12 protein-coding genes are annotated in these 14,475 nt (G+C 73.6%); 9 read left to right on the forward strand and 3 right to left on the reverse strand.

Features of this window, described 5'->3' with window-relative positions:
- Positions 1–1,488, reverse strand: a complete 1,488-nt coding sequence (hemG, locus tag ACFZA0_RS33050) for a protoporphyrinogen oxidase (RefSeq protein ID WP_391023831.1) — start codon at positions 1,486–1,488, stop codon at positions 1–3.
- Between the two features lie 285 nt (positions 1,489–1,773).
- Here hemG and ACFZA0_RS33055 point away from each other — a divergent pair, with 285 nt between their 5' ends.
- From ACFZA0_RS33055 to ACFZA0_RS33070, 4 genes are all read left to right on the forward strand, one after another.
- Positions 1,774–2,787, forward strand: coding sequence for a DUF4349 domain-containing protein (locus ACFZA0_RS33055; protein ID WP_391023833.1), 1,014 nt, complete (start codon positions 1,774–1,776; stop codon positions 2,785–2,787).
- A 68-nt stretch (positions 2,788–2,855) separates the two neighbouring features.
- A complete protein-coding gene (locus tag ACFZA0_RS33060; RefSeq protein WP_391023965.1) occupies positions 2,856–4,304 on the forward strand; it encodes an FAD-dependent oxidoreductase in 1,449 nt (482 codons plus the stop codon).
- A 117-nt stretch (positions 4,305–4,421) separates the two neighbouring features.
- Positions 4,422–5,246, forward strand: coding sequence for a rhomboid family intramembrane serine protease (locus ACFZA0_RS33065; RefSeq protein ID WP_391023835.1), 825 nt, complete (start codon positions 4,422–4,424; stop codon positions 5,244–5,246).
- 480 nt (positions 5,247–5,726) lie between these two features.
- Complete coding sequence (locus ACFZA0_RS33070; RefSeq protein WP_391023837.1) at positions 5,727–6,596, forward strand: hypothetical protein; 870 nt, start codon at positions 5,727–5,729, stop codon at positions 6,594–6,596.
- A gap of 150 nt (positions 6,597–6,746) precedes the next feature.
- Here ACFZA0_RS33070 and ACFZA0_RS33075 read toward each other — a convergent pair whose 3' ends face one another.
- The gene (locus tag ACFZA0_RS33075) at positions 6,747–7,721 is read right to left on the reverse strand and encodes an SDR family NAD(P)-dependent oxidoreductase (RefSeq protein WP_391023838.1); all 975 of its coding nucleotides are present in this window, start codon (positions 7,719–7,721) and stop codon (positions 6,747–6,749) included.
- Between the two features lie 73 nt (positions 7,722–7,794).
- Here ACFZA0_RS33075 and ACFZA0_RS33080 point away from each other — a divergent pair, with 73 nt between their 5' ends.
- The 5 genes from ACFZA0_RS33080 (at position 7,795) to ACFZA0_RS33100 (ending at position 13,062) form a co-directional block, all read left to right on the forward strand.
- Complete coding sequence (locus ACFZA0_RS33080) at positions 7,795–8,739, forward strand: cupin domain-containing protein (protein ID WP_391023840.1); 945 nt, start codon at positions 7,795–7,797, stop codon at positions 8,737–8,739.
- 77 nt (positions 8,740–8,816) lie between these two features.
- On the forward strand, positions 8,817–9,455 hold the full coding sequence (locus tag ACFZA0_RS33085; protein ID WP_391023842.1) for a sigma-70 family RNA polymerase sigma factor: 639 nt from the start codon (positions 8,817–8,819) through the stop codon (positions 9,453–9,455).
- Positions 9,452–10,555: a CU044_5270 family protein gene (locus ACFZA0_RS33090; protein WP_391023844.1), complete on the forward strand. Its 1,104-nt coding sequence runs from the start codon at positions 9,452–9,454 to the stop codon at positions 10,553–10,555. The genes ACFZA0_RS33085 and ACFZA0_RS33090 overlap by 4 nt, the downstream gene beginning before the upstream one ends.
- Positions 10,556–10,687: 132 nt before the next feature.
- Positions 10,688–11,599 (forward strand): hypothetical protein, encoded by a 912-nt coding sequence (locus ACFZA0_RS33095; protein ID WP_391023846.1) that lies wholly within the window; start codon positions 10,688–10,690, stop codon positions 11,597–11,599.
- Positions 11,600–11,844: 245 nt separating this feature from the next.
- The gene (locus tag ACFZA0_RS33100) at positions 11,845–13,062 is read left to right on the forward strand and encodes an acyltransferase family protein (RefSeq protein WP_391023848.1); all 1,218 of its coding nucleotides are present in this window, start codon (positions 11,845–11,847) and stop codon (positions 13,060–13,062) included.
- Between the two features lie 119 nt (positions 13,063–13,181).
- On the opposite strand, the gene ACFZA0_RS33105 is transcribed toward ACFZA0_RS33100, so the two are convergent.
- A complete protein-coding gene (locus ACFZA0_RS33105) occupies positions 13,182–13,967 on the reverse strand; it encodes a VOC family protein (RefSeq protein ID WP_391023967.1) in 786 nt (261 codons plus the stop codon).
- Positions 13,968–14,475 lie beyond the last annotated feature (508 nt).

Raw genomic sequence — 14,475 nt, forward strand, 5'->3', positions numbered from 1 at the left:
CTATTCTCCCGCTCCGCCGTGCAGGCTCTGCACCGGGTGCGCGGTGAGTTCCTGCACACCGCGCGCGTCCCCGGCGAGCCCGTCCACGGCGGCGGTCGCGCTCGCCACGCAGGCGGGGATGCCGACCCCGTCGTAGGCGGCGCCGCACACCGCGAGGCCGGGCAGGGCCGCGACGTGCTCGCGGACGCGCGCCACGCGCGCGTGGTGGCCGACGGGGTACTGGGGCAGCCCGTCGTACCAGCGGGTGACCCGGGTCGCGAGCGGCGCCGCGTCCAGGCCGGTGGCGGCCCGCAGGTCGTGCCGGGAGACGGCGACGAGGTCGCTGTCGTCGCGCTCCAGGATCCCGCTCTCGCCGTGCCGGCCCACCGACGTGCGCACCACCAGGACGTCCGGGTCCTCCTCGGCGACCCAGCCCCACTTGCGGGACGCGAAGGTCGACGCCTTGATGGTGCGGCCGTCGACCGGCGGCACCAGGAAGCCGCTCCCCGCGGGCAGCGCCGCGTCGGCCTCGGCGCGGCGGTAGGCGAGGGTGATCAGCGCCATGGAGGCGTACTCGACGGCACGGAGTTCGGCGGCGGCGCCGGGCGCCTCGGCGGCGAGCAGCCGTGCGGTCTCCGCGGCGGGCGCGGCGAGGACGACGGCGTCCGCGTGCAGCGTCCGGTCGGCGGGCCCGGTGCCGCCGGCCCGGTCCGCGAGCCGCACCTGCCAGCCCTCGGGGGTGCGGCGGACGTCCCGCACGGGCGTGCGGAGCCGGATCTCCGCGCCCCGGCGCACCACGGACTCCGCTACGGCGAGCGGCAGTTGGCCGATGCCGCCCTCGATGCCGAGGAAGACGGGTCCGCCCGGTGCCGCGGCCGCGGCGGTGCGGGCCTGGATCGCGCGGACGGCGCCGGTCAGGGAGTCGTGGTGCCGGGCCTCCGCGAAGAGCTGGGGCACGGCGGAGCGCAGTGAGATGCGGTACGCGTCGCCCGCGTAGACGCCGCCGAGGAGCGGTTCGACGAGGCGGTCGACGACCTCGCGGCCCATCCGTTCGGCCACGTACGCGCCGACCGCGACGTCGTCGCCGATCTCCGTACGGGGCAGTTCGGCGTCGCGCGCGATACGGGCGAGACCCTCCTCGGAGAGCACCCCGGCCACCGCGTCGGCGGTGCCGGGCACGCCCATGACGTGGCCCTTGGGCATGGGGCGCAGGGTGCCGCGGGTCCACAGGGACGCGGTGGCGGTGGCGGGCGGCCGGAGGCGGTCGGCGAGACCGGTCTCACGGGCCAGGCCGACGGCCTCGGGGCGGCGCGCGAGCATCGACTCGGCGCCGAGGTCGACACGGACTCCGGCGATCTCGCCGGCCAGCAGCTTGCCGCCGACGCGGTCCGAGGCCTCCAGCACGGTCACCCGGGCGCCGCGCTCCAGCAGCCGGTGGGCGGCTGTCAGACCGGCGATGCCGGCTCCCACGACGACGACATGCCCCGTAATGCTGCCCGTTGTGCTCATGTCCTCCACTCTCTCAGACCGGGCGGGAGCCACCGCGCAGGGGGCGAGCGGGGCGGAGGGGGCCGACGGGGCCGGGCGTCGCGAGGGGGTTCCGCCAGGGGCGGTTCCCGCGGGCGGGACGGGCGGGGCGGGTGCGAGTCCGGAACGTGACCTCATCGACATCGTTCCGCGCCGTCCCGCCGGACCCCTCGCACGTCGAAGAGTCGTCAGGGCCACAACAAGGCCCTGTCCGCCACGCCTTCGTGGCCACTGTCATCGTCATCGGGATCCCAGGGGGAAGCCGGCATGCGCGCACGACGCACGGTACGAGGAACGACGGTCACGGCACGGCTCGCGGCGCGGCCCGTCCACGTGGTGGCGGGTCTGCTCCTCGCCTCCTCGCTCGCCCTGGCCGGCTGCGGCGCGGGCGGGGGCGGCGACAGCGACAGCGGCGCGCAGGCCGCCGGGGACAAGGCGGCGCCCCGGCAGGCGGCGCCCGGCGGCGCGGACGACAAGGCGGGCACCGGCGTGGGCTCCGACTCGGGTGCAGGCAGCGGGAGTTCGGGCAAATCGGCCGCACAGGTCGACGTCACGCCGAACGCGGTCATCCGCACCGCGACGCTGAGCGTCCGGGTCAAGGACGTACCGAAGGCGCTCGACGAGGCCCGCGCGGCGGCGGAGAACGCCGGTGGCTACGTGGGCGACGAGACCACCAGCCGCGACACCGAGGGACACGAGCGCACGCGGGTCGTGCTGCGCGTGCCGGCCGAACGGTACGAGGACGTCCTCGGCACGCTCCAGGGCACCGGCAGGCTGATCGACCGCACGTCCAAGGCGACGGACGTCACCGACCAGGTGGTCGACGTGCGGAGCCGGATCGCCTCGCAGCGCGCGAGCGTGGCCCGGGTGCGCGAACTGATGGACAGGGCGGTGAAGTTGAGCGACGTGGTCGAGCTGGAGGGTCAACTGAGCTCGCGCCAGGCCGATCTGGAGTCCCTGCTGGCCCGGCAGGCGTCGCTGAAGGACCGCACCAGCCTGGCCACGATCACCCTGTCCCTGTCCGAGACACCGACGAAGGCGATCGCGGCGAAGCACGACGACCCGGGGTTCATGGACGCGCTGGCGGGCGGCTGGAACGTGTTCGTCACGCTGCTGCGCTGGTTGCTGCTGGCACTGGGCGCGGTGCTGCCGTTCGCCGCGGTGGGCGCGGTCGTGGTGGCCGCGTGGGTGGGCGTCGCGCGGGCGCGCGGTGCGGCCCGGCCCGCGGCGGACGCGGGGGCGCCGGGAACGCCGGGCACACGGGACGGCGACCACGAGTGACCCGCCCGCCGCACCGGCCGGGTCGGCGGGCCCGAAGTTCCGCCCGCACGTAGCGTGTTCACATGAACATGGACGCTGCCGGCCCCGCCGACCCTGCCCACTCCGCCGACCCCGCCGACGACGCGCGCGGCGGCGGCGGGAGACGGGAACGGCTGGTGGTAATCGGGGGCGACGCCGCGGGCATGTCCGCGGCGTCGCAGGCCCGGCGCCTGCGGGGGCCCGACGAGCTGGAGATCGTGGCGTTCGAACGCGGCCGCTTCACCTCGTACTCCGCGTGCGGCATCCCCTACTGGGTGGGCGGCGACGTCCCCGACCGGGACAGCCTGATCGCCCGCACGCCGGAGGAGCACCGCTCGCGCGACATCGACCTGCGGATGCGCACCGAGGTCACCGAACTCGACGTCGAGGGCGGCCGGGTGCGCTCCCGGGACCTCGACTCGGGCGCGGAGCGGTGGACCTCGTACGACAAGCTGGTCCTCGGGACCGGGGCCCGGCCGCTGCTGCCGGACATCCCCGGCTTCGACGCCCCCGGCGTGCACGGCGTGCAGACCCTCGGCGACGGCCAGGCGCTCCTCGACACGCTGGGCTCGACGACGGGCCGCCGCGCGGTGGTGGTCGGCGCGGGCTACATCGGCGTGGAGATGGCGGAGGCGCTCATCAAGCGCGGGTACGCGGTGACCGTCGTGAACCGCGGCAGGGAGCCGATGTCGACGCTCGACCCCGACATGGGCCGTCTGGTGCACGAGGCGATGGAGGGCCTGGACATCACCGTCGTGAACGGCGCCGAGGTCACCGAGGTGTGCACGGACGCGGACGGCCGGGTGCGGGCGGTGGCCACGAAGGACGCCGAGTACCCGGCGGACGTCGTCGTCGTGGGCATCGGCGTGCGGCCCGAGACGACGCTGGCCGAGGCCGCGGGCCTGCCGCTGGGTGTGCACGGCGGGCTGCTGACGGACCGGGCGATGCGGGTGCGCGGGTACGAGAACGTGTGGGCCGGCGGCGACTGCGTCGAGGTGCTCGACCTGGTCTCCGGCCAGTTGCGGCACGTACCGCTGGGCACCCACGCCAACAAGCACGGGCAGGTGATCGGCACCAACGTGGGCGGCGGCTACGCCACGTTCCCCGGTGTGGTCGGCACGGCGGTCAGCAAGGTGTGCGACCTGGAGATCGCGCGGACCGGCCTGCGCGAGAAGGACGCGCTGCGGGTGGGGCTGCGCTTCGAGGCGGTCACCATCGAGTCGACGAGCCGTGCGGGCTACTACCCGGACGCGTCCCCGATGACGGTGAAGATGCTCGCCGAGCGCCGCACGGGACGCCTGCTCGGCGTCCAGATCGTCGGCCGCGAGGGCGCGGCGAAACGCATCGACATCGCGGCGGTGGCCCTGACTGCGGGCATGACGGCGGAGCAGATGACGGCCCTGGACCTCGGCTACGCGCCCCCGTTCTCCCCGGTCTGGGACCCGGTCCTGGTGGCGGCGCGCAAGGCGGTGGCGGCGGTACGGGCAGGGGGTTCCTGAGAGCGGGAGGGGCGGACGGGAGGGGGCGGAGGGGCGTCCCGCGTCCCGCCCGCCCCGTCGCGGTTCCGGCCCGGTTCCGGCCCGGTTCACGGCGGCCAACGAGGGCAGTACTTCTGTGTGGTCATCCCCGTCCATGACGTCAATCCCACGCGCCGCACCCCCTGGGTGACGTACGCGCTCATCGGCATCAACGTCCTGGTGTTCCTGTACACACCGGGCCTGGCCGGGTCGGTGGCCGGCGACAGCGCCGCCTCGCAGCTCTGCCACCTGCACGCGTTCCTGGACCAGTACGCCGCGGTCCCGAAGGAGCTGATCCACCACCAGCTCCCCCAACTGGTCCCGACGGGAACGGTGGGCAGCACGGGCGCACAGGGCACGACCTGCGTCGTCGCCCCGCCCGACTACGACAAGTCCCCCGCGCTGTCGGTCCTGACGGCGATGTTCCTGCACGGCGGCTGGCTGCACCTGCTGGGCAACATGCTGTTCCTGTGGATCTTCGGAAACAACATCGAAGACCGGATGGGCCACGTCCGCTTCGCGCTCTTCTACCTGGTGTGCGGTTACGCGGCGGCGTACGGCTTCGCCCTCACTGACCCCGGTTCGTCCGACCCCCTGATCGGAGCCTCGGGCGCCATAGCGGGCGTCCTGGGCGCGTACCTGGTCCTGTATCCGAAGGCCCGGGTCTGGATCCTGGTCCCCTTCCTCTTCTTCCTCCCGCTGCGCCTTCCGGCGTGGATCGTCCTCGGCTTCTGGTTCGTCCTCCAGGCCTTCGACTCGGGGGGCCACGCCACCACCGACGCGGGCACGGTGGCCTACATGGCCCACGTCGTCGGCTTCGCGGTCGGCATGTTCCTGGCGTGGCCACTGAAGGCGGGGACCGTCCCGCCACCGGAACCGGGGCGGTTGTTGTTCGGGCGGCGGGCGCGGCATCCGGGGTGGTGAGGGGGACCGCCGTGGCGCGCGTCTGCCGGGACCGCTTACGCGATTCGGTGCGTCGCCCCCGACTGCCCTGCCTCAAAGCCGAGTTGGTCGATGTCCGGTCCTTGGGGGCCTCGGGGTTCTTGGGTGCTTCGCCCTGGACCGTGTTGGGCGACCGGCCGCCGACGGTCGGTGATCCGCAGACGCTCGGGGTGTCGGAACCCGGTGCCGTTTCCTCGGTCGCGGTGGCCCGATCCGGTCCTAGACTCTCCCCCGCGCGCCCAGCCGGGGAGGGCTGACGAGGGAGGCGTCCTGTGCCCGCCCGGGACGGTGGAGGAACTGGGAGCGAACCTTCCGACCGGGGCTGGGAACGGCCGACCGGCGCAGTGAGTGGAGTTGTCGGTGGGTGAACGGGAGCAGCCGTCCGTGCATGTTGACGTAGCAGATCAAGTCCGCGAAGCCGCAGCCCGGTTGGGTGCCGGTGTTCCCTATGCGCTCAAGGTCGTGGCTCGGCAGCTGGCCGAGGAGCCGGGCCTGGGATCGCCCTCCGGACGTGCGGGGGTCCTCACCGTCGCGGTCTCCGGCGACCTGTTCGAGGACTGTCCGGCTTTGACGGTCGGTTATATCCGGGAGCCCCACCGCTTGGAGATCCGCTGCCTGACCCTCGCGCCGACCGGCGAAGGCCCGCATGTCACCCCGGCCGAGGAGCCGGCGGAGGAGGCACACGCCTCCGCCGACCCTGCTGTCGAGGCGATCTCCGTACGGGAGGTCACCGATGCCTGGCAGCGCATCGTCGGCTGGCTCCAGCGCCACGCGCCGGAGTCCTGGGCGGCGCTCCGGCCCGGCGCCTCCTCTGCCGCCATTGCCGACCTGGAGGCCGACCTGGGCTTTCCGCTGCCCGCCGGACTGCGGGCACTGTGGCTGTTGTCGGCGGGCGACGACGGTGCGGGGGGCCGGGGCTGCCTGCCCGGCAACACGGCCCTGATGACACCGGCCGCCGCGGCTGCCACCTACCGGCTGAAGATGGACGCCCAGAATCACCAAGACGCCCTCAACGCCCAGCGGGCCGAGTACGAGCGGATCACCGTGTGGAGGCCGAGCCGGATTCCCGTCTTCGCCCTCGGCCCCGCCGACAGCACCTCGGGGCTGTACCTCGACTCCGAGACCGGCTCGCTGGGGCGTTGGTCGCGCTACAACGAACCCCCCGACGAGGAGGTCGACACACTCGTCACCTATCTGGAAGGAACCGCTGACGCCCTCGAACACCCCGCGATGGCGTACCAGGACAAACCCGGTCTGGTGGGAGGGGCCCTCGTGTGGCTCAGCAACCTCGATGCCGCAGGAGAGGACCGCTGGCAGCCCTGGAACGGCTGACCGCCACCCGGGGCAGAGGTTTTCGACCGCGCACGCGGCACCTCCCGTACCTCCCGCACCTGGCGCCCGGGGCCGGCCCCGACCGGAACGGGCGCGGCATCCGGGCGGCGGGCCGGGCCGGTTGCGGGGTGGGCGGCTCAAGTCGCCCGGTCAGGCGTCGAGTTGCTCGCTCAGGGTCCACAGGCGGCGTGCGGCGGCGGGGTCGAGCATGGCCGTGCTGGCGTCGGAGGGGATGCTGTCGGCGGTCAACGGGCGCACCTCGTCGTCGAGTTCGGCGATGTCGCTGTCCTTGAGGTAGACGCCTCCGTGGCCGTTCAGGAGGGGGCTCGCCGCGCCGAGGACGAGGGTCGCGGCGCCCTGCTCGATCGTCTTCTTTCCGGCTTCGGGGTCGATGACGGTGCGCCCCTCGTCGTCGACCAGGCCCTGCGCGCGGTAGCCCGCCGCCTCCTCGGGGGTGAAGGGGCCGGGACCGACGACCACGCCGGGGTGGGCGGCGAAGGCCCGGACGTCCTGGTCGGCGTACCTGCGGTCCAGCTCGACGGTGAACAGGACGTTGGCCAGCTTGGCCTGGCAGTACGCGGCGCCGGGGTCGTACCCGGAGGTGAAGTCCGGGTCGTCCCAGCGGATCTCGCCCAGGCGGGCCGCGCCCGAGGTCACCGTGACCACCCGCGCGCCCGGAGTGGCCAGCAGGGCCGGCAGGAGTGCCCGGGTGAGCCGGAAGTGGCCGAGGTGCGAGGTGGAGAACTGCAGTTCGTGGCCCCGGGCGTCGCGCAGCGGGTCGGGCGAGAACAGCACGGCCGCGTTGTTGACCAGCGTGTGCAGCGGCCGGCCGGAGGCGAGCCGGCGCCGGGCGAAGGCGTCCACGGACGCGGGCTCGGTGAGGTCGAGCTGTTCGACACGTACCCCTTCGATCCCGTCGACCGCCGCCGCCGCGCGCCGGGGGTCGCGTGCCGCCACGGTCACGGTGGCACCGGCCGCGGCGAGGGCGCGGGTGACCTCGCGGCCGAGCCGGCCGTGGCCACCGGTGACGACCGTCTCCCGGCCGGTCAGGTCGAGTCCGTCGAGGACGTCGGCGGCGGTGGAGGCGGCGGTGAAGGGGGTACCGAGGGGCTGCTGTGCTGTCATACCTCCACTGTCGGCCGCCCGTCGCGAACTCTGAATGGTTGTGCGTCCGCTTTTTCTGCGCGAGAGTACGGACATGTCTGATGTGGCCGCCGCCGACGTGTTGTCCGACGTCCTCGATCTGATCGAAGTACGGGGCATGGTGACGGGCGGCTTCGCGGTGCGCGGGCCGTGGGCGTCCAGGGGCGCGGTGTCCCATCCGCTCAAGCTCGTCGCACTGGTCGCCGGATCGGCCCGGGTCCGCGTGGACGGGCCGGGCGGCCCGGACGGGCCCGTCGAGATGGCCCCCGGCGACGTCGTGCTGCTCAACCACCGCACCAGCCTCCACGTGCGCGGCGGCCGCGGCGACGGGACGCCGGTGGAACTGGTGCCCGAGGCGGGCTTCGACGCCATGGCGCTGGCCTCGGCCGACCTCGCCACCGACGATGTGCTGGTCGGCGGCTGGATCGAGGTGAGCCCGGCGGGGCTGAGCCTGCTGGCCGCGGCGCTGCCCGGCCTGGTGCACGTGCACGCGGCGACGTCGGCCGCCTCCCGCCTGGGCGGCATCGTGGAACGGCTCTTCGACGAGGGGTCCAGCGGCAGGCTGGGCGCGGGGTTCGCCGTCCGCCAGAACGGACAGCTGCTCCTGCTCGAAATGCTGCGCGCCTATCTGGACCAGGAGGAGGCGCCGGTCGGCTGGCTGCGGCTGCTCGCCGACGAACCGCTGCGCCCGGCCCTGCGCCTGATCCACGAACAGCCCGGACGGACCTGGAGCCTCCCCGAACTGGCCCGCGCCGCCGGTATGTCGCGCACCAGTTTCGCCGAGCGCTTCCGCACGGTGGCCGGGACGCCGCCGCTGACCTACCTGTCGCAGTGGCGCATGCTGCTCGCCCGGCGTGCGCTGCGCGACCGCGACGTGCGGATCGGCTCCCTCGCCGCCGAACTGGGCTACGGCTCGGAGAGCGCCTTCAGCACCGCGTTCAAACGCGCGGTCGGCCACTCGCCCCTGCACTACCGCCGTCTGTTGCGCGCGACGGCGTAGGGCGCCCCGGCGGCGGACCCGGGCGGCCGGTGACGCAGGTCACGGGAACCCCCCTGCGGCCGCGGAGAGAACCTGGTGTGAGGGAAGAAGACAACGAGACGCGCCGTCGCGTACGCGACGGCGACCGTGCGGCGTTCGCCCTGCTCTACGAGCGGCACGCGCGAGCGGTCTACAACCACGGGCTGCGGCTGACCGGTGACTGGTCGACGGCCGAGGAGGTCATGTCCGAGACCTTCCTGGCCGCCTGGCGGGCCCGGACGCGGGTCGAGGAGGACGGCGGGACGCTCCTGCCCTGGCTGCTCGGCATCGCCACCCACAAGGCGGAGAACGCCCGAAGGGGGTTCCGCAGGCGCCAGGGCTTCCTGGCGCGGCAGCAACAGCCGCGCCCGCAGGAGGACTTCGCCGGGGAGACCGCCGGACGCATCGACGACGCGCGACGCCTGCGCGCCGTGCACGCGAGTCTGGGCCGGCTCCGGCGCCAGGAACGGGAGGTGCTGGCCCTGTGCGTGTGGGGCGGTCTGGACTACCGGCAGACCGCCGACGCGCTGGGCATCGCGGTGGGGACCGTGCGTTCGCGGCTCTCGCGCGCCCGCAGAAAGCTCGCCGCCATGGCGGAAGAAGGCATGGAACGAGGCGGGGAACGGTCCGGCGCCCGCGGAGAGACAACAGGTGAGGCCGCGTCCGCGGCTCTGACCGCAGGGGAGAAGCTCGCATGAAGGACGACACGAAGAACATCGCGAAGGGCGTCGCGGAAGACGCCGCGGCCGTGCCGGACCGCGACGAAATCGCCCGGATGCTGCCCGCTCCCGCCGAGTGGGACCTTCCGGCCGAGCGGTTCCTGCACCACAGGGAGCGGCTGCTCCGGCACATCGACGCGGATACCGACGCCGGCACCGGCACCGGCCGTACGGCCGTCCCGGCCCCTCGGCCCCCGCGCCGGCTGCTCCGCCCCGCGCTCCTGGCACCGGCCACCGCGCTCGCCGTGGCCGGCGCGCTGACCGCCGGGGTCGCGCTGACGCACACCGGGCGGCAGACCCCGGGCGGCGGCGCGGGCGACACCCGGATGCAGCCTGTCGCGGCCGTCCTGGCGCGGATCTCCGACGCCGCGGGACGGCGCGCCGTGCCGACCGTGCGCGACGACCAGTACGTCTACACCCGGGAGAAGGTCCGCGGCGCGGACATCACGAGCGGGAAGGCGGTCCTGGGACCGTTGCAGGACTCCGAGAAGTGGCTCTCCCAGGACCCCGCTCCCGTCATGCGGCAGGGGCTCGTGCGGGTCGACGGCGTGACGTCCCGTCTCAACGCGGAGTTCGGCGACACGGGCGGCACCCCGGCCGGGATCAGCCGCCCCACCTACAAGTGGCTCGGCTCGCTGCCCACCGACCCCGACGAACTGCTGGCGTACCTCAAGTCCCGGATGCCGTCGACCAACGACAGCGAACCGGACCAGTGGGTGTTCGACGAGATCGGGGACCTGCTCGGCGAGGTGATGCCGCCGCGCACGGCCGCCGCGCTGTACCGGGCGGCGGCGAGGATCCCCGGCGTGACCGCCGCCCCGGACGCGCGCGACGCGATCGGCCGCGGAGGGCTCGGCATCGTCCGTGAGGACAGCCGGCACGTCTTCCGTACGGAGTGGGTCTTCGACGCGAAGGACTTCACGTTCCTGGGGTCCCGTACCGTCCTCGCCAAGGACACGTCGTACGCCAAGGCCGGTTCCCTGATGTCCAGTTCGGCGGAGATCGAGAACGGTGTGACCGACCGGGCGGGCCGGCTCCCCGCGGCGGGGGACGCGACGCGCACACGCGGCGGAAGCTGACCGGGTTCCCGGACCGCTCCTCAACCTCGTTGCGGGACAAGGCATTCGGAACCGTCCGCGGCGCCCGGGAGTCGGACCGGGGTCACCGGTGTCCGCCGGTGACCGTGGTGCCGCGACGATCCGGGGGTTCCCGTGCGCAGCCTGAGGTCACACCTGCTCAGCCCGTTCACCGTGATCGTGGCGTGCGCCGTCGGCCTGGGAGTCGTCGCCGGCTGCGACAGTGGCGGCGGGCGGGACGCGGCGGCCGACGCGCGGGCGTCGGCGCGGCGCGCCCGTGCCGTCGCCGCCGCCTGGGACGGGTCAACCGCCGCCCGCGCCTGGCGGGTTGGCTATCACCCCATGGGCGAGGTGACCCTGCCACCGCGCGGTGGACTGCACAACCGGGCCGACGAACAGGCTTTCCGGGACGGGAACTTCGTCCTGCGCGGCACCCTGGCCACCGCCAACCCCGTTGGTGGTCGGGTGACATGGACCGGGGGCCGCTCCCTCGCGCGACCGCTCGTGGGCGCCGCAGCGTCGTACGAGAGCCTGGTCGGCGGCCGCTCGGACGCCGGGCCGCACCTCACCGTGGTCGGGGTGCGGCCGGGCCGGACGACGGTGCGGACCAGCCGGGGGCCGGCGACGGTTCCGGCCTGGCTGTTCACCCTCGACGGTTACGCCGCACCGCTCAGGCAGGCCGCCGCCGTCCCCTCGCCGCTCCCCCGGTCACCGATCGGGCCGGCCCCCGACGACGTGCCGGGCCGTGCGCTCGGGCAACTGGCCGGGGTCGCGGCCGACGGGCGTTCCGTCACCGTGATCGCCGTTCAGGGGGCGTGCGAGGAGACCCCCTCGGTGGCCGTGCTGGAGACCCGGGGCAGCCTGGTGCTCTCCGCCCGCGCCGGGCACCGCGGCAACGACGGCGGCGTCTGCACCAAGCAGGCGCGGGCGACCCCGGTCACGGTGCGGACGGCACACCCCGTCGCCGACCGCGTCGTGCTCGACGCACACACCGGAAGGCCACTTCCCCACACGTCGCCGCACGGGCTCGTGCTGAGCTGGAAATGACCGGGAGCGGTCTCAACTCGGCCTGGCGCAAAGCCTTTTGGCACGCCGACACCGTCGGCGGCGACCGCGTCAAGCGAACGGCCGGGAAATGCTCGTGGGCGGGCAGCCGATCAATTGACAAAAAGTCAAGCCACCGGGGAGGAGTATGGGTGGTTACGCGTCTTCTGGGGTGACTGTGGCGGCCGTAGCGTGAGGCGACCGGTGGCACTCAGGCCCCGGACTCCCGGCGAGAACGCGAGGTGTCGATGCCCGGCCCGGACGGCAGACCGTCACCCCCCGTACGGCCCGTCCTCAACGGTTCGCGGCAGCCGCTGCCGCCGCCCGCCGGGCCGCTCCCGGCCGGCGGGGTCACCACGGCCGACCGGCCGCCGGTACCCCGCAGGCACGCCGCCGTTCCCGGACGCACGGGCCGCCGGCTGTACGCGATCGACGCCATCCGCCTCGCCGCCGCGCTGATGGTGGCGGTGCACCACTACGCGGGCACCGCCAGGATGAACCGGCCCGGCAACGTGGTCTGGGGCCGGCCGGTGTCCGAGATCATGCCCACCGTGTTCCGGTTCGCCTCCTACGGCTGGATCGGTGTCGAGATCTTCTTCGTCATCAGCGGCTTCGTGATCTGCATGTCGTGCTGGGACCGCACCCCGCGCCAGTTCTTCGTGTCGCGCGTCATGCGGCTGTACCCGGCCTACTGGTGCGGGGTCGTCATCACCACCTGCGTGGTGGCGGCCCTGCCCGGGGTGTGGGAACGGCTGCGGCTGCGCGAGGTGCTGATCAACCTGACGATGCTGCAGTCCGGTTCGGGCGTGCCGAACGTCGACGGCGTCTACTGGACGCTCTGGTCGGAGCTGCGCTTCTACCTGCTGTTCCTGATCGTGGTGGCGACGGGGACCACGTACCGCAAGGTGGTGCTGTTCTGCTGCGGCTGGGGCGCCGTGGCGATGCTCGCCCCGGTGTCGAAGTCCCCGCTGCTGATCCTGGTCGCGGACCCCGAGGGCGCCTGGTTCTTCATCGCGGGACTCGCCCTGTACCTCATGCACCGGTTCGGGCAGGACCTGCTGCTGTGGGCCGTCCTCGTGCTGTCCTGGCTGATGGGCCAGGCGGAGCTGGGGCATCGGATAGACACCGTGGAGCACGTGTCGAGCTGGCGCGGCAGCATGGTGATATTCACCGGCTTCCTGCTCCTGATGGTCGCCGTCGCGCTCGGCCTGACCGACCGGGTGCGCGGGCGCTGGCTCGTCACGGCGGGCGCCCTGACGTATCCGCTGTACCTGACCCACTACGCGGCCGGTACGACGCTGATCAGCCGCCTGCACGACACGCTGGACCCACGGGCCCTGGTGCTCACCGTCATCGCGGGCTTCCTGCTGCTGAGCCATCTGATCCATCGCTGCGTCGAACGTCCCACCGCCCGGCTGCTGAAACGCGGCCTGAACAACTCCTTCGCCCGGTTCCGCGGTGCCTGACCGGCCGGACTCTCCCACCAGCACGCCCTGTTGACCGTCCGGCACGTGAGGCGGTCCGCCGCCCGGCGGGGCGGCGGACCGTCAACGTCCGGCGATACGGCGGGAGTCGGGCGGTCGGGTCAGCCCGCGGAAGGGTCGATCACCGCGAAAACCGCTCCCTGCGGGTCGGCGAGAACGGCCATGCGGCCCGCCGGCATGTCGAACGCCGGCGCCTTGACCTCGGCGCCGGCCCGGACCGCCGCCGCCTGGACGCTGTCGACGTCGTCGACGTTGAAGTACGTCAGCCAGTGCGGCGGAACCCCGGCCGGCTGCGCGGTGAGGTCCATCATCCCGCCGACCGAGCGGCCGGCGACCTGGAACTCCGTGTACCCCTCGGCGCCGGGCATCTCCGACCGCTTCGTGGTGAGCGGCAGCACGGCGGAGTAGAACGCGGCGGCCCCGGCGGTGTCGCCGGTGCTCAGTTCGTTCCAGACGAAGGCCCCGTGCTCGTTGGCGATGCCCGCGCCCGGGAAGGTCCCGGCCTGCCAGAGGCCGACGACGGCGCCGGTCGGGTCGACGACGACGGCCATCCGCCCGAGGTCCATCACGTCCATCGGGCCCATCATCACGCTGCCGCCCGCCTCCTGGACCGCCGCGAGGGTGGCGCCGACGTCCTCCGTGGCCAGGTAGGTCGTCCACACGGACGGGGGCATCGGGTCGGGGGTGGTGCCGTCCGGGTTGGAGGCCCGCATGACGCCGGCCACCGGCCTGCCCTGGAGGGTGCACACGGAGTAGCCGCCGGTCTCCGGCGAACCGATCTCCCCCTGCCAGCCGAAGAGGTCGCGGTAGAAGTCGAGGGCGGCCTGCTGGTCGGGGACCATCAGGTCGATCCAGCAGGGGGTGCCGGGCTTGTAGGTGCCGTTCATCTCGGGCATGCGGGCCTCCGGGCCGTGACGGGTCGATCCGGACGGATGCCGGATCGGGATGCGGAACGTCGGGATGCGGAACGTCGGGACGTCGGGACGTGCTCGGGCGGATCGGAACGGGTCCGGGTGGAGCAGTGGGGAGCGGGGACGAACGGCGGGTCCATACCCTTGCCGAGCGGAGTAAACCGACCCGAAAGGGTAAATATCACCCCCATAGGCGTTACCGCATGGCGAACATCACTGCCTGTCCGCCGGACCTCAGCGTTCACCGCCCCGTGCCGTCCGTCGGCCCCCGAGGACGGCCCCCGGCACCCCGTGAACGTGCGAGGATCCACCGGAAGTGTTGTCGGACGACAAAGGATCGCCGCCGTCACGGACCCCCCGCGGGCCCGCGCCGGCCCCGCCGCCGTCGTGCGTACCGGACGGCATCCGGCGCATACGGTGGTTTCGGGACGGCCCACGGAGCCACGGCCCCGGCGACCGGGCGGACGACGAAGGAAAAGGAGAC

The sequence above is a fragment of the Streptomyces sp. NPDC008150 genome (assembly GCF_042956945.1).
Classification (GTDB): Bacteria; Actinomycetota; Actinomycetes; order Streptomycetales; family Streptomycetaceae; genus Streptomyces.

What these genes read in the sequence shown, in the direction of transcription:
- hemG (WP_391023831.1), bottom strand. Translation starts at nt 1,488, where the DNA reads ATGAGCACAACGGGCAGCATTACGGGGCATGTCGTCGTCGTGGGAGCC.
- ACFZA0_RS33055 (WP_391023833.1), top strand. Translation starts at nt 1,774, where the DNA reads ATGCGCGCACGACGCACGGTACGAGGAACGACGGTCACGGCACGGCTC.
- ACFZA0_RS33060 (WP_391023965.1), top strand. Translation starts at nt 2,856, where the DNA reads ATGGACGCTGCCGGCCCCGCCGACCCTGCCCACTCCGCCGACCCCGCC.
- ACFZA0_RS33075 (WP_391023838.1), bottom strand. Translation starts at nt 7,721, where the DNA reads ATGACAGCACAGCAGCCCCTCGGTACCCCCTTCACCGCCGCCTCCACC.
- ACFZA0_RS33080 (WP_391023840.1), top strand. Translation starts at nt 7,795, where the DNA reads ATGTCTGATGTGGCCGCCGCCGACGTGTTGTCCGACGTCCTCGATCTG.
- ACFZA0_RS33090 (WP_391023844.1), top strand. Translation starts at nt 9,452, where the DNA reads ATGAAGGACGACACGAAGAACATCGCGAAGGGCGTCGCGGAAGACGCC.
- ACFZA0_RS33100 (WP_391023848.1), top strand. Translation starts at nt 11,845, where the DNA reads ATGCCCGGCCCGGACGGCAGACCGTCACCCCCCGTACGGCCCGTCCTC.
- ACFZA0_RS33105 (WP_391023967.1), bottom strand. Translation starts at nt 13,967, where the DNA reads ATGAACGGCACCTACAAGCCCGGCACCCCCTGCTGGATCGACCTGATG.